The following is a 14,249-nucleotide window of genomic DNA, read 5'->3' as shown; positions in this document are numbered from 1 at the left end:
GCTAGCGTCCTCGCTGAGCACCGCGCCGAGCCGGGCTGCCGCAAGCACCAACCTCCCGACAGAAACAGGTAATCGGATGACTGCCATTGATGACTCACCGGCCCGCGATCCCGACGTGCTACGCGCGAGCATGGTCCGTGCACTCCGTGACCAGGACGGGATCAAGTCCGAGCCCGTCGCCGCCGCCTTCGCGGCAGTGCCCCGTCACCGGTTCGCGCCGGACGCGCCCGTGGAGGTCGTCTACGACCTGCACCGCACCGTGCCGGTCAAGAGGGACGAGAACGGCCTGGAGCTCAGCGTCATGTCCGCGGCCCACCTCCAGGCCGTGATGCTGGAGCAGGCCGGCGTCGAACCCGGCATGAAGGTCCTGGAAATCGGCTCCGGCGGCGTCAACGCCGCCTATCTGCAGGAACTCGTCGGCAAGCAGGGCGAGGTCACCACCGTCGACATCGACCGCGATGTCATCGACCGGGCCCGGCGGTGCCTGGACGGCGCCGGATACCCGCAGGTGCGGACGGTCCTGGCCGACGGTGAGAGCGGTGTGCCCGACGGCGCCCCGTACGACCGGATCATGGTGACGGCGGCCGCGTGGGACATCCCCCCGTCGTGGATCCGTGGGCTGACGGCGGCCGGGCGCCTCGTCGTGCCGCTGACACTGTGCGGCACGACCCGCTCGATCGCCTTCGACCGCGACGGCGACGGCCTGGTCAGCCGTTCGTACAGCCTGGCCCGATTCGTGCCCATGCAGGGCGAAGGGGCAGCCGAGGAACGCAAGGCGATGCTGCGGGAGGGCGTGGCCTTGCAGACCGACGACGTACGGGTGCCGCTCAACGCCCAGGCGCTGAACGGCGTACTGGATACGCCCAGGCTGGAACGCTGGTCCGGAGCGGCGTACGACCTGCCCGACGAGCTGGAGCTGTACCTCACGCTCAACCTTTCCAGCCCGGCCCGCCTGCACGCTTCCAACGACGTGGTGGAGTGCGGCGTGGTGGAGGCGTCCGCGCTGTTCGGGGTGCCCGCCCTGGTGAGCGAGGACAGCATCGCCTACCGCACCCGCCGGGAGAACGAGGACACCGGCGGCTTCGAGAGCTGCGTGATCGCCCACGGGCCCGGGGCCGAAGCGCTCGTGGACGAGTACGTAGCGCTGCTGCGGCGTTGGGCCCACGACCACCGCCACCGGGGAGCCGCAACCTTCCGCTACCTGCCGGGCCCCGCGCCCACCCCCCTGCCCCAGAACGCCGTCCTGCGACGCCACGGCATCGTCACGGCGACCTGGCACTGAGACTCCCGGGCCCCGTCTCGGGGCCCGGTCACCCGCCTCCTCCGGTCCGAACGCCGCTGCCTCGAAGCCGAGTTCGCGCAGTGGCTCCCCGAAGCCTCGGCCCGCGTCCGCCAACGCGTCCTGGAGGCCGTCGCCGCCCGCGCCGCCGTCTCCCGCATCGTCGACGGCCGTGGCCACCCTCGACCCCGTCCGCCGGCGGGCCGCCGGATGGACCTACCGGGCCCTCGGGCGGCCCTGACGGCCGAAAGTGCGGGCCCGGTATCACAGGCTGAAGCGCGGGCCGGTCTTGCCGGTGAACGGGAAGAGCGGATAGCCCTCCAGGCACGCGCTGTCCGGCGGGAAGTACGGCCAGTCCATGCCGATCCGGTACACCAGGGTCAGCAGGACGGCGGCGGCGAAGGGCGCGAGCCACCTGGTGGCCCGCCCGCCCGGGAGGGGCCGCCTCCGCAGGGCGAGTTGGAGGAGAAACAGCAGCAGGGTCATGCAGAGCCAGACCGCAGGCATCGTCATCATCTGCAGCCCGATGTTGTTGCTGAAGTTGTTTCCGAGCGGGCAGCCCGCCCACGACCTGACGGTCCACACCGTGCCGACGCACACACCGACGCCCGAGAGGGCGGGAGCCAGCAGGTACCACCCACACCCCGGCGCGGAGGAAGCCGACGCGCCCCGTGCCTGTGACTCCCGCATCCCCTTGCCTCCCCGCCGACAACCACCGCGCCACCGCGCCAGAAGTCGGACCGGCCGACTTCTGGCGCTGCCACCGAGCTCACCTTCAGCCGTGTCGACCGAAGAAACGATCACTTCGGTTCCCGAGATTTCGCCACGGTCGCGTGACCGGTCGAGAGGCCGGCCGGGTGGGCACCCGGGTCGCGGCCCTGCTCAGGCGGCCTGGGCCCTGTCCTATGCTGGCCCGGTGAGTAGCGAACCGGTTCCGCCCGAGGGCACCGCCGTCGAGCTGATGCGGGCCATGACGCGGTTGCGGGCACGGCTGCGCACCGAGGCCCCGATCGACGACCTGCCGTGGAACTGGTCCCACCTGACCACCCTGCACCGGATCGTGCAGAACGGTCCGATGACCGCGAGCGAGCTCGCCCAGGCCGAGCACGTCCGGCGGCAGTCGATGGCGGAGACGCTGGCCGCGCTCCGCGACGGCGGGCTGGTCGCCACCGCCAAGGACCCGAACGACGGGCGCAAGTCCCTGGTCAGCGCGACCCGTGCCGGGCAGGAGCTGTGCGAGCGGATCCCGGCGGCGCGGGAGGCCTGGCTGTCCGGCGCGATCGGCTCCATGCTCCGGGCCGAGGAGCGCAGGACGCTCCAGCGGGCTGCGGAGATCATGAACCGGCTGGCGGACTCCGAACGCTAAACCGGCTCAGCGGCCGTGCTCAGTGCGGCGAGTTCCGCGGTGGCGACGACCTCAGCCTGGCGCGGGAAGACCTTCTCGGTGAGCACCCGGTGCACCTCCGGGTCGGGGTCGGCGGTGGCGTCGGCCAGCACGAAGAGGCGGTAGTCCTCGTCGGCCGCCTGCCGAAGGGTCGACAGCACCACGCCACTGGTGGAGAGCCCGGCGAGCACCAGGGTGTCCACACCCCGCGCGCCCAGCTCGGCGCGCAGATCGGTGTCGCCGGCGAACGCGCTGAACCGGATCTTGCGCACGGCCAGGTCCTGCTCCCGGATCTCCAGGGACGGGTGCACCGCCGTCGTGGAGGTGCCGTCAGTGAGGGATCCGGCCGCGGCGACCTGGGCGAAGGTCTTGTTGCGGGCGGGCACGGCAGCGGCGTCCTCCTCGGTGAGCGCGACGCGTACGAAGACGACCTGCACACCGTGGGTGCGGGCCCAGGCCAGCGCCTCGCCCGCGCGGGCGAGCACACCCTCCGGGTCGGGGACGGCGCCCAGCACGAGGGGCTGGAAGTCCATCAGCAACAGCGCGGTACGGGCCGGGTCCATTGCCGCGGCGGTGTTCGCGGCGGCGGTCATGTCGGTGGTCATCTCGATGAACCTGCTTTCTCTTGGCACGGCGGGATTCGGGCCCTGGTCGGTGCGGAGTCAATCCGCCTGCTGCCGGTCGGCCCGGGCCAGCCGACGGTCGCACACGGTCAGGACGAGGACGAGGACGGCGATCAGTACCAGCACCCACGCGATGTGGTGCAGCCCGCTGTCGTCCACGCCGCGGTGGAAGGCGGTGCCGGTGATCGCGGCCGAGGCGATGGATCCGACGTAGCCGAAGGTGCGGAGCAGTCCGGAGGCGGTGCCGACCGTGGCGGCGGGGGCCTCCTGGTAGAGGACGGTCTGGTTGGCGACCGACCCGGCGCCGGAGGTCAGGCCGAACACCGCGCTCGCGGCGACGACCGCGGCCATCGGGGTGCCGCCGTCCACGAAGAGCACGGCCCCCGCCCCGACGAGCAGCAGCACCGCGCAGGCGATCAGCGGCAACCGCACCCCCGCCCGCCGCGACACCACCCGGGCGGTCAGCGCGGACAGCACGCCCATCGGCAGCAGGACCAGCCCGGCCTGGTAGGCGGACAGTCCGCGGGCGGCCTCCAGCCACTGGGTGAGTCCGTACAGGATCACGTACGTGCCCAGCAGCGTCAGGCCGTTGCGCACATAGGTGCGGGTCAGGGCGCCGTTGGCGGCGAGCAGGCGGACGTCGAGGAACGGGTGGCGGGCGCGCAGCTCCCACCCGGTGAGTGCCGCGGCGAGAAGGAGGGTGGCGGCGAGCGCCGGCCAGTCCGGGCGCGGCAGGGCGGAGAGGAGGACCACCAGGGCGGTGAGCACGCCGCCGAAGCCCACCATGCCGAGCAGGTCGAGGCGGGTGGCCAGGGCGCGCACCGATCCGGTGCGCACGGGAGCGGGGTCCGGCGCGATCCCGGCCAGCGCCAGGACGAGGGCCACCGCCGCGAACGGGATGTTGATCCAGAAGGCGGTCTGCCAGCCGAACGACCCGACCAGTAACCCGCCGATGGCGGGGCCGACGGCGACGGTGGCGGATCCGGTGACCGCCAGGCCGCCGAGCACCCCGCGCGGGGGGCCGTCCTGGCCGGCGCCCTGTGCGTGGCGGCGGATCAGCAGCATCGCGGACGGGTAGCCCGCCGAGGTGCCCGCGCCGATCAGCACCCGGGCGCCGATCAGCGCCGGCAGCGAGTGGGCCAGCGACCCGACGACCCCGGCCGCGAGCACCAGCACGATGCCCGCGAGGAATACCCGGCGGGGCCCGAACACCTCGGCGAGACGCCCGGCGGCGGGCTGGGCCAGCGCACTGGTGAGGTAGAGGCAGGAGATCAGGATCGCGGTGTCCCCGACGGGGATGTGCAGGGCCGCGGCAAGCGGGACCAGCGCCGTCGCGATGATCGAGCTGTTGACCGGATTGAGCGCGGCCCCCAGGTACAGCGGTGCCACGAAGCGCCTGCCGAAGGGATCGCCCACGGCCGGACCGCCCCCGACCGCTCGCTGCGGAACACTGGTGTCACCGGCGACAGACACGACACGACTCCGTCCTCCGGGACCTCCGCGACAGGCGGGCCCACCGTGGAGATCCCGGCGAAAGTAGGCAGGCCACCTGACAAATATTAGCAGGTAGCCTGCCTACTTGTGGAGTGGTGACCCCGTGGAGGACGCCGGGGCCGTGCCTCCGGAGCGGGCGGCCTAGCTGCCGGGGGCCGACCAGGTGCCGAGGGCGATTTCGGCGGTGATGCCGGGGCCGAAGCCGGCGAGCAGGCCGCGGTGGCCTTCGAAGGCGGACTGTTCGTCGAACATGCGGGACAGGGCGTCGAGGACGACGGCGCTGGCGATGTTGCCGTACTCGGTGAGCGTGGCGCGGCTGAAGCGGAACGCCTCGCGCGGCACGTCGAGGAAGCGGCTGAGGTCGTCCAGGATCCGGGGGCCGCCCGCGTGGACGATGTAGAAGTCGAGCTTGCCGACGTTCCAGTGGTGTTCCTCCGCGAGGGCGCGCAGGGCCGGGCTGAGGTCCTCCATCGTGCCCGGTACCCGCTTGTCGAGCAGGAAGTGGAAGCCGGTGGAGCGGACGGCGTAGGAGATCCAGTCCTCGGTATTGGGGATGAGGTAGGAGCCGTTGCGTTCCAGACGGACCCCGTGGCCGCCGGTGCCCTTGACCACGGCGGCGGCGATTCCGTCCCCGAACAGGCCGTTGGACAGGAGTGAGCCCACGCCGATGTCGGTGGGCTGGTAGCACAGCGAGCAGAACTCGCAGGCCACGATCAGCACATTGTCGTCGGGGTGGGCGGTGCAGTAGTCGTGGGCGCGGTTGATCGCCGCACCGCCTGCCGCGCAGCCGAGTTGGGCGATGGGTATCTGGCGGGTCTGCGGGCGGAAGCCCATCTTGTTGATGAGCCAGGCCGTCAGGGCGGGCATCATGAAGCCCGTGCAGGACACATAAATAATCAAGTCGATCTGCGTCGGCTCGAGTTGAGCGGTCTCCAGGGCGCGGGAGACCACGGCGGGCACGCGGGCCTTGGACTGGGCTTCGTAGACGGTGCTGCGCTCGTCGAGTCCGGGGTGGCGCAGGACCGTCTCGATGGGCTGGATCAGGTGCCGCTTCTGTACACCGGTGTGCTCGATCAGGCGCAGGGCCAGGTCGAGTTGGGGGTGGCCGCGGTGGATCCTGCGGGCGAGTTCGAGGGTTTCCTCGTTGGTGATGACGTATTCGGGGACGGCGATCGCCGGTTTGCACAGAACTGCCATGAGATGTCCTCCTGGCGGACGATTGTCCCGGCGCGGCCCTGACCGCTTCCGGTGTCCACCGATGGGCGGAAGCCGCTGCGGAGGTACGCTGCGCGGCCGCGCCTGTGCGTGGTGGACCTCGCGTGAGCCGAGGGGCGGAGGGCCGGCCGTCCGGAGGGCCGCGTTCCCGTCGTACGGGCCGTCTGTGCCGCGGTGGGGCCGGTCCTGGGCACCTTAGTCAATCTACGGGAGACGGCTCGCGGACGCATGCCGGGCGGCATGCGTCCGCGAGTTCGGCGCGCACCCCCGGGCGCGGTGCGCCCGGGGGTGCGGCCGTCACCAGACGACGGGGAGGGCGAGGGGGTACCGCCAGATCGAGGTGGTGTTCCACTGCACCTCGTCGGCGGGCTTCGCCAGCGCGAGGCGGGGGAAGCGCTCCAGGAGCGTTCCGATGGCGACCTCCAGTTCGGCGGTCGCGAGCGGGGCACCGAGGCAGTGGTGGGCGCCCCAGCCGAAGGTCATGTGGGGCGGGCTGGTGCGTTCGAAGTCCAGCTCGTCGGGCCGGTCGAACTTGCGGCCGTCGCGGTTGGCGGTCAGGTAGGAGACGTGCACGATGTCGCCCGCCCGGATGGTCACCCCGCCCAGCTCGACGTCCTCCAGGGCCGTTCGGGGGATGCCGACGCCCTTGCGGAAGGGGATGAAGCGCAGCAGCTCCTGGAGGGCCTGCGGGAGCATCTCGGGCCGCTCGCGCAGCAGGGCGAGCTCGTCGGGCCGGGTGAGGAGGGCGTAGGCGAGGTTGCCGATCTCGTAGGTCGTGGTGTCCTGGCCGGTGATCAGCAGAACCATGGCCATGACGGTCAGTTCCTTGTCGTCCAGGACCATGTCGCCGTCCCGGGCCGTGGCCAGCGCGCTGATCAGGTCCTCGCCGGGGTCGCGGCGCCGCCGCGCGGTCAGTTCGGCGAAGTAGGCGCGCAGGTCGGACTTGGCCCGTACCGCGTCGGGGCGGTTCTGGGCCGTGACGTTCATCATCGTCCGGGCGTGGGCGCGCAGTTGCGGGCTGTCGGCCTCGGGGATCTCCAGGACCTCGCAGATCGTGATCAGCGGCAGCGGGTGGGCGAGGTGCTCCATGAGGTCGGCCGGGTGGCCCTGTTGAGCCATCCGGTCCAGCAGCCCGTCCACCACGTGCTGGGTGCGGGCGCGCATCCGCTCGATGCGTTCGGGCTGGAACGCCTTGGACACCAGGCTTCGCAGCCGGCTGCTGTCCGGCGGGTCCATGACGTTGATCGCCTCGGCCTGGACGATCGGCTCGGGGGTCATCCGGGGGAAGTCCTTGCCGATGACGCCGGCGCGGCTGAAACGCCGGTCGGTGGTCACGGTGCGAACGTCGTCGTAGCCGGTGACCAGCCACGCCTCCCCTTCGCCGTAGGGCAGTCGGATTCGGGAGACTGACTCCTGTGTCTGGAGCTCCCTGAGGGTCGGGTCGAACTCGAGGGCGTCGGCGAAGTCGAAGGGGCACGTGCGCGCGTTGGAGCCGGTGGTCATGCGGATCTCCAGGACATGGTTCGGAGGGCCGGATTATGTGGGGGTGGGGCTGGGGGGTGAACGGGACACGGGTACCCGACCGGCGGCCCGCGTATACCGGATGAGGCCCGCAGCGGCCGGTAATTCATCCGTGCTGATCAGTCGTGGCGGCCGGGCCCGGCGTGTCGCCCGTGTCGGGGTGTCGCGCGTGTCGCGTGGCGCAGGGGCGGGGGCACCCTGGGGCGCCCCCGCCCCGTCCGGGGAGCGGAGCCTTTTCAGAACAGCCGTGTGCCGCAGGCTGTTACTACGCTCACCGACCGTGACCGGTCGCGGTTCCGTGCCCGCGTCGGGTCACTCACCAGTAGTGGTGGCGGCCTCCGACCGCGTGCCCGACGGAACCGAGAATCCACAGGACCAGTCCGATGACGGCCAGGATGATACCGATCGTCCACAGGATGGAGATGTGGGCGACGAAGCCAATGATGAGCAGAATCACTCCGAGAATAATCACGGTGACCTCCAGAGTCGGTAAGGCCCCTCCGCTTAACTCTGCTTCCCGCTGGTCGCACTGGCAAACGAACCAGCGACGATCACTGACCGTGGTCGTGCCGGCCGCTACCCGGTGTCGACCGGGTGCCGGGGTGCCCGGCAGCCGGTGGAGATGAGGCGGGAGCCCTTCCGGCACCCGCCCGTTACAGTGCCGGGATGAGTGATGAACCGGTGATACTCCGCCCTCTCTCCGAGGCCGATCTGGTGACCGTCGAACAACTCCTGCTCGACCCGGAGGCGGTGGGGCCGCTCCAGTGGTTCGGGTGGTCGGACCCGGGCCGAAGCCGGCGGCGGTGGGCGGAGAACGGCCTGTTGGGGGAGGACATTTCAGTGCTCGCGGTGGTCGTCGCGGGGGAGCTGTGCGGCTTCGTCCAGTGGCGCCGGGCGGGGCTCGTGCCCGCGTCCTCGTACTGGGTCATCGGCATCCAGCTGCTCCCGCGGGCCCGCGGCCGGGGGATCGGCACCGAGGCCCAACGCCTCCTGGCGGACTACCTGTTCGCGCATTCGCCGGTGGTCCGGCTGGAGGCGGACACCGAGGTCGTCAACCTCGCCGAGCGGCGCGCGCTGGAGAAGTGCGGCTTCACCGAGGAGGGCGTGCTGCGCAGCCTGGTGTTCCGCGACGGGCAGTGGCGCGACATCGTCCGCTACAGCCTGCTGCGTTCGGACCGTGCCGAGCGCTGACCCCACGGTCGTTACGCAGCCGATGGGTGGCCGTGACACGACCGGCCGGGGACCGCGACACGGCCCTCCTACCGTCGCTGTCAACGCACCGGCCGCACCGGCCGGGCCGCGTCCGCGACGAAGGAAGAGACACCGTATGAGCAGGAGCCGTACCCACCGCTCGCCCGCCCGCCGGGTCCTGGCCGTCTGTGCCCTGACCGGGGCCGCGCTGATGACCGCCGTCACCGGCGGAAACGCATGGGCCGACGGAGCCCCCGCCCCGGCTGCCCCGAGCGTCGCCGGCGTCTCGGCCCCGGCTGCCCCGAGCGCGGCCCCCACCGCCGCACCGGCCGGCGGGACTCCCACCGCCACGCCCACCCGCCCGACCCCCGCCACCCCCGCCGCCGCGCCCGCCGGCGGGACCCCCACCGCCACGCCCACCGCCGGTGGCACCGGGCCCCAGGTCCGGGAGGTGCCCGCGGGTGCCGCCCAGGCCGGTGACGGATCCGGTTCGACCTCCGTCTCCGGCCCGCTGCTGGTCGGCGGCGGCACCGTCGCGGCCCTCGGCGCCGGTGCGCTGGGCTTCGCCCTGCTGCGCCGCGGCTCCGGTGCGCGCGGCTGACACCGGCCCCGGGTCCAACGGGCACCCCGGCGCCGCTCCCCCGCACCTGGCCAGGCAGGGGAGCGGCGCCGGGGTCCCGCCGGAGAGCGGGAGACCCGGCGCCGACGACACGGCCGCATCCGGCGACCGGGGCGCCCGGGCGACCGGCCGCCGCCACGCGCGCGGCAGCGGCCACCGGCGGTCCCGCACCGCCGGACCCGGCCCGAGCGCACTGCGGCGGAGCGCCTTCGGTGCCGCAGGTCTGCTCTGCCTGGTGGTCGGTGCCTCCGTGGCGCTGTCCGGCCAGCGCACCCCGGTGGTGCGCATCGAGCCCTCGGTGCACGGCGGCGCGGACACCCCGGCGAAGGCCACGGGGCCCGCGGCGAACCCGGTGTCCGGGCCCGCCCCGGCCTCCGCTGCCCCGGCCACCGCTCCGCGACCCTTCGCGGCCTCGGTGCCGACCCGCCTGCTGATCCCGGCCGCCGGGGTGGACGCCCCGGTGACCAGCCTCGGCCTGAACGCCGACGGGACGGTCGAGGTGCCGCCGGCCGACCGGGCCGGGGAGACCGGCTGGTACCGCAACGGCCCGACCCCGGGGGAGACCGGCCCCGCCGTCCTCATCGGGCACTACGACACCGTGCACGGCCCGGCGGTCTTCCACGGTCTGCCGAAACTGCGGCCGGGCGAGCTGATCCAGGTGCGGCGCGCGGACGGAAGCACGGTGGACTTCAGGGTCCGCACGCTGCTGCAGGCCGCCAAGGACCGCTTCCCGACCCAGACGGTCTACGGTGACACCCCGACGCCTACGCTCAGGCTCATCACCTGTGGCGGGCGGATCGGCTCGGACGGCCACTGGACCGACAACATCATCGTCCTGGCGGACCTGGCCGGTCCGGACGGCGCGTCCGGCTGAGCCGGCCGGGCGGGTGCCGGTGGTTCCGCCCGGCAACCCGCCCGGGCGGAACCACCGACAGCCGTCCACGCGACCTACTACCGGGGCGGGTACGGAGCGGACCCGGCGCATCGCCGCAGACCAGGAGGATGAGCACCGACCGTGGCACCGTTTACTCCCCGCCGCCGGACCGGCGCCGTGTCGGCGGCCGGACTCGCCGTCCTCATCGCCATCGCCGCCCTCGTGGCCATGGCGGTCGGCCGTGTCACCCCCGGCGGGCTGCAGGACCACGGCGCGTCCCAGCCGGTGACACCGCCGCTGAAGCCCCAGCCGCTCTGGCCCGGCCTGGATGCCTCTCCGTCGCCGGCCTCACCCGCCACCGCCACCGCTCAGCCGACGCCGCGCCCCGTCCCCGACGTGACCGTCCCCGGGAACGACATCACCGCGGTCGACGTCCGCACCGTCCTCGCCAAGGACCCCATGGTGGGCCCGGAGGAGCGGCGCGCCCTCGACTCCTGCCCCGAGTGCAAGGTCCGCAGCCCCGAGTACCGCGACCTCACCGGTGACGGGCGCTCCGAGCTGCTCGTCGCCGTCGCCACCCCCGGGGCGGTGGTACTGCACGTCTACACCCTGGCCGACGACCGGGTCCTGTCCGTCCTCCAGGTCACGGCACGGGAGGGGTTCAGCGCCGAGACCGTCGGCTGCGACCTGTGGCTGTACGAGCTGACCACCGCCTCCGCCCGGACCAGCAGCCACTACCACTGGGACGGGGTCCGGCTCGGCCTGGTGGAGCAGAAGGTCGAGGGCATCGTCCCGGTGCCCGGCGACGGCACCGGACAGACGGGCCCCTCCGCCGGCGTGACCGGACCGGCGGTCAGCCCCGGCATGGGCGTCAGCCGCACCCCCGGGGCGGCCGGCGAGGCCAGCCCCGTCCCTCCCGGACCGGCCCCCGGCACCCCCACGAGCCGTCCAACCGCCCGACCGACCCCGGCGCTCTCGGAAGCGAAGCCATGAACCCCGCAGCCGCACCCACCCACCCGCACATCCTGATCGTCGAGGACGACGAGGTGATCCGGGAGGCCACCCGGATGGCCCTGGAGCGCTACGGCTTCCCGGTCTCCACCGCCGCCGACGGGCTGGAAGGGCTGGAGGCGTTCCACGCCGTCCGCCCCGATCTGCTGCTGCTGGACGTCATGCTGCCGCTCCTCGACGGGGTCGGCCTCTGCCGCCGGATCCGCGAGGAGAGCCAGCTCCCGATCCTGATGATGTCGGCGCGCACCGATCCGGTCGACGTGGTGTCGGGCCTGGAGGCCGGTGCGGACGACTACGTGGTCAAGCCGTTCGAGAGCGCGGTGCTGGTCGCCCGGATCCGGACGGTGCTGCGCCGGGTCCGCGTGGTCCCGGCGGCCGAGACCCCGCCGCCCGCCGCGGACGCCCCGCCGGCCCTCGCGCCGGTTCCCGTGCGGGCCGTTCCGACGGGCCCGACCGCCCCGACCGCCCCGGCCGTGCAGACGGCCCCGACCGTTCCGGCCGCACCGGCGCCGCGGACCGTGCGCAGCTTCGACGGGATGGAGGTGGACACCGAGAGCATGGAGGTACGGGTGCACGGCCGGCTCGTCCCGCTGACCCCGACCGAGCTGCGGCTGCTGCTGGAGTTCACCGCCGCGCCCGGCATCGTGCTGGAGCGCTCCGTCCTGCTGGAGCGGGTCTGGGACTACGACTGGGGCGCCGACACCCGGGTGGTGGACGTCCACGTGCAGCGGCTGCGCGCCAAGATCGGCGCCGGCCGGATCGAGACCGTCCGCGGGTTCGGCTACAAGCTGCGGCGCTCGGCATGACCCTGCGCCGCCAGATCGCCACCGCCGTCGCCGCCATCTCCGTCCTGGTCGCCGTGGCCGTCGGCCTGCTGGTCCACCAGGCGATGATCCGCCAGCACGTCGACCAGGCCCGGGCCTCCGCGCTGACCGCGCTGGACTCGGCGCTGGGCGCCTACGCGCGCGACGGCAAGGTCGCCGGCCTGGACGACCCGGCGCTGCCGCCCCGGCTGCGCGCCCTCGTGGCGGACGGCCGGCGGGGATCGCTGCTGGCCGGCGGTCCGCAGGGCGAGGCGATGTGGGCGGCCGGCCCGGTCCAGGGCGGAGTGGTCTCCGTCCGGGTCGACTTCGAGCCGGACCGGGCGGCGATCGCCGACCTGGACCGGATCATCCTGATCACCGTCGTCGCGTCGGTCTTCACGACGGTGCTGGTCGGGGTGCTGGTCGCGGACCGGATCAGCCGCCGGCTGCGCACCGCGGCGACGGCCGCCCGGGGGATCGCCGCCGGGCGCACGGACACCCGGATCGGAGAGCTGGTCGACGGGCGGGACGAGGTGGCCGACCTCGCGGCGGCCGTCGACCTGATGTCGCGGGCGCTGCACCGCCGACTGGAGGACGAGCAGCAGTTCACCGCGGACGTCGCCCACGAGCTGCGGACCCCGCTGACCGGGCTGGTCACCGCGGCCGAGCTGCTGCCGCCGGGCCGGCCCACCCAGCTCGTCCAGAACCGGGTGCAGGTGCTGCGTTCGCTGGTCGAGGACCTGCTGGAGGTGTCCCGGCTGGACGCGAACGTCGAGACGCCGTACCTGTCGGCCGTGCCGCTGGACCGGGCGGTGCGCCGTACCGTCACGCTCACCGGCCTGGACGTGGAGATCGAGGTGGCGCCGGGCGCCGCCGACACGTCGGTCCGCACCGATCTGCGCCGGCTGGACCGCATCCTGGGCAATCTGCTCGTCAACGCCGACCGGCACGGCGGCGGTCCGGTCCGGCTGGGCGTGGACGGACTGCGGATCACCGTCCGCGACCACGGGCCCGGTTTCCCGGACGACCTGCTGCGGCACGGGCCCAAGCGCTTCCGGACGAGCGTGCGCGAGCGCGGGCGCGGCCACGGCCTGGGCCTGACGATAGCCACCGGCCACGCGCGGGTGATCGGCGCGGCCCTGACGTTCGCCAACCACCCGGACGGCGGCGCGGTGGCCACCCTGGTGCTGCCGCCCACGGTGACACCCGACCGGGCCGACGACCGGGCCGAAGGACCGGCAGGCGACTCGACCGGCGGCCCGGTGCACGGCCCGGGCCAGGACGCCGGGGAGAAGCGGGGCGAGCGGCCGGCCCCCTGACGAGGGCGGCCCGGGCTCCCGCGTCAGCGGTCGGCGACGAGCAGGGTCTGGAGGATCCGGCCGCAGTCGCCGGCCGCGTCGTCGAGGCGGCCGGAGGCCAGCCCGGAGCCGTCCGGGCTGGCGGCCGTGGCGGCGGTCAGATGGAGCCAGGAGCCGACCGGGTCGCGGTGGAGGGCCAGCGTGACATCGGTGTTGATGACGAGCCGGCCCACGTGGTCGAGTTCGAAGGCGACCGCCCAGTTGCTGTCGGCGAGGGTGAGGGCGCGGGTCAGCGGGGTGTCCGGCTCGCCGTCGACGAGGGGGATCCGCTGCCGGGCCCACACCGTGCCGGGGCCGGGGGTGTCGAAGCCGCCGCCGGGCGGGAAGCGCCACTCCATCGCCGAGACGTACCCGCCGAGGTGCGCGCCGGCCATGACGGGCGGCGGCTGCGGGCCCGGAAGCGGCGGTGGGGCCGCCTCCGGGCGGAGCGGCGGGGTCTCCCGAGGGCTCGCCGCGATGCGCCACGCCCGGGCCAGCAGGACGGGCCGACCGCCGGAGGTGAGCTCACCCTCCAGGAGTTCGGCGCGGCCGCCGGAGCGGATGGCGCGGACCTCGACCTGGAGATCGCCGACGGGCACCGGGCGGGGGATCTCCAGCGTGATGCGGGCGATCCGGAAGCCCTCCCGCGCCCCGTGCCGTTCCAGGGCGCGGCCGAGCAGGGCGGACGGGGGGCCCGCGTGCTGCGCCTTCGGACTCCACGGCCCCGCCGTGGCGGCTGTGCTCTCGTAGCGCCCCTGACCCGCCGCCCGGTAGAAGGACCCGGGCAACTCCGCCGAATCCGGCGTCATCCGCCGACTCCCCTCATCGAGATCCACGAGAAGGTATACCGGTCGTCCGGGCCCGGCCGGGAGTGGCCCGGCCGCCATTCTCCCGCGCG

At 73.6% G+C, this 14,249-nt stretch carries 15 protein-coding genes; 8 read left to right on the top strand and 7 right to left on the bottom strand.

What is annotated here, in order from left to right:
* Nucleotides 1–76 precede the first annotated feature (76 nt).
* On the top strand, nucleotides 77–1,282 hold the full coding sequence (gene fxlM, locus ACIP82_RS30340) for a methyltransferase, FxLD system (RefSeq protein WP_400658038.1): 1,206 nt from the start codon (nucleotides 77–79) through the stop codon (nucleotides 1,280–1,282).
* Nucleotides 1,283–1,543: 261 nt separating this feature from the next.
* Here the strand turns inward: fxlM and ACIP82_RS30335 are convergent, their stop codons facing one another.
* On the bottom strand, nucleotides 1,544–1,864 hold the full coding sequence (locus ACIP82_RS30335; RefSeq protein WP_400658035.1) for a hypothetical protein: 321 nt from the start codon (nucleotides 1,862–1,864) through the stop codon (nucleotides 1,544–1,546).
* Nucleotides 1,865–2,195: 331 nt separating this feature from the next.
* Between ACIP82_RS30335 and ACIP82_RS30330 the strand changes: the two genes are divergently transcribed.
* Nucleotides 2,196–2,645, top strand: a complete 450-nt coding sequence (locus tag ACIP82_RS30330; RefSeq protein ID WP_363609288.1) for a MarR family transcriptional regulator — start codon at nucleotides 2,196–2,198, stop codon at nucleotides 2,643–2,645.
* Here ACIP82_RS30330 and ACIP82_RS30325 read toward each other — a convergent pair.
* From ACIP82_RS30325 to ACIP82_RS30305, 5 genes are all read right to left on the bottom strand, one after another.
* Entirely contained in the window at nucleotides 2,642–3,268 is a 627-nt protein-coding gene (locus tag ACIP82_RS30325; protein WP_363609286.1) for a cysteine hydrolase, read from the bottom strand. The genes ACIP82_RS30330 and ACIP82_RS30325 overlap by 4 nt on opposite strands.
* A 57-nt stretch (nucleotides 3,269–3,325) precedes the next feature.
* Complete coding sequence (locus ACIP82_RS30320) at nucleotides 3,326–4,759, bottom strand: MFS transporter (RefSeq protein WP_400658032.1); 1,434 nt, start codon at nucleotides 4,757–4,759, stop codon at nucleotides 3,326–3,328.
* Nucleotides 4,760–4,921: 162 nt separating this feature from the next.
* The gene (locus ACIP82_RS30315) at nucleotides 4,922–5,977 is read right to left on the bottom strand and encodes a type III polyketide synthase (RefSeq protein ID WP_400658030.1); all 1,056 of its coding nucleotides are present in this window, start codon (nucleotides 5,975–5,977) and stop codon (nucleotides 4,922–4,924) included.
* A gap of 315 nt (nucleotides 5,978–6,292) precedes the next feature.
* Nucleotides 6,293–7,498, bottom strand: a complete 1,206-nt coding sequence (locus ACIP82_RS30310; protein WP_363609280.1) for a cytochrome P450 — start codon at nucleotides 7,496–7,498, stop codon at nucleotides 6,293–6,295.
* Nucleotides 7,499–7,832: 334 nt separating this feature from the next.
* Nucleotides 7,833–7,988, bottom strand: a complete 156-nt coding sequence (locus tag ACIP82_RS30305) for a DUF6131 family protein (protein ID WP_400658026.1) — start codon at nucleotides 7,986–7,988, stop codon at nucleotides 7,833–7,835.
* A gap of 194 nt (nucleotides 7,989–8,182) precedes the next feature.
* On the opposite strand from ACIP82_RS30305, the gene ACIP82_RS30300 reads away from it, so the two are divergent.
* From ACIP82_RS30300 to ACIP82_RS30275, 6 genes are all read left to right on the top strand, one after another.
* Nucleotides 8,183–8,707 (top strand): GNAT family protein, encoded by a 525-nt coding sequence (locus tag ACIP82_RS30300; protein WP_363609276.1) that lies wholly within the window; start codon nucleotides 8,183–8,185, stop codon nucleotides 8,705–8,707.
* A 136-nt stretch (nucleotides 8,708–8,843) separates the two neighbouring features.
* Nucleotides 8,844–9,308, top strand: a complete 465-nt coding sequence (locus ACIP82_RS30295) for a hypothetical protein (RefSeq protein WP_363609274.1) — start codon at nucleotides 8,844–8,846, stop codon at nucleotides 9,306–9,308.
* Nucleotides 9,295–10,200, top strand: a complete 906-nt coding sequence (locus ACIP82_RS30290; protein WP_400658023.1) for a class F sortase — start codon at nucleotides 9,295–9,297, stop codon at nucleotides 10,198–10,200. The genes ACIP82_RS30295 and ACIP82_RS30290 overlap by 14 nt, the downstream gene beginning before the upstream one ends.
* A gap of 141 nt (nucleotides 10,201–10,341) precedes the next feature.
* Nucleotides 10,342–11,193: a hypothetical protein gene (locus tag ACIP82_RS30285; protein WP_400658021.1), complete on the top strand. Its 852-nt coding sequence runs from the start codon at nucleotides 10,342–10,344 to the stop codon at nucleotides 11,191–11,193.
* Nucleotides 11,190–12,017: a response regulator transcription factor gene (locus ACIP82_RS30280; RefSeq protein ID WP_363609269.1), complete on the top strand. Its 828-nt coding sequence runs from the start codon at nucleotides 11,190–11,192 to the stop codon at nucleotides 12,015–12,017. Before ACIP82_RS30285 ends, ACIP82_RS30280 begins: the two co-directional genes overlap by 4 nt.
* Nucleotides 12,014–13,333 carry an ATP-binding protein gene (locus tag ACIP82_RS30275; protein ID WP_400658019.1) on the top strand — a complete coding sequence of 440 codons (1,320 nt, stop codon included), beginning with the start codon at nucleotides 12,014–12,016 and terminating at the stop codon, nucleotides 13,331–13,333. The genes ACIP82_RS30280 and ACIP82_RS30275 overlap by 4 nt, the downstream gene beginning before the upstream one ends.
* Before the next feature lie 23 nt (nucleotides 13,334–13,356).
* On the opposite strand, the gene ACIP82_RS30270 is transcribed toward ACIP82_RS30275, so the two are convergent.
* Complete coding sequence (locus tag ACIP82_RS30270; protein WP_400658017.1) at nucleotides 13,357–14,160, bottom strand: thioesterase family protein; 804 nt, start codon at nucleotides 14,158–14,160, stop codon at nucleotides 13,357–13,359.
* Between the last annotated feature and the right edge of the window lie 89 nt (nucleotides 14,161–14,249).

The organism is Kitasatospora sp. NPDC088548 (assembly GCF_044753005.1).
Lineage (GTDB): Bacteria > Actinomycetota > Actinomycetes > Streptomycetales > Streptomycetaceae > Kitasatospora.
Note: the sequence above shows the minus strand (reverse complement) of the source record. Positions and strands in the feature narration are given on the sequence as shown.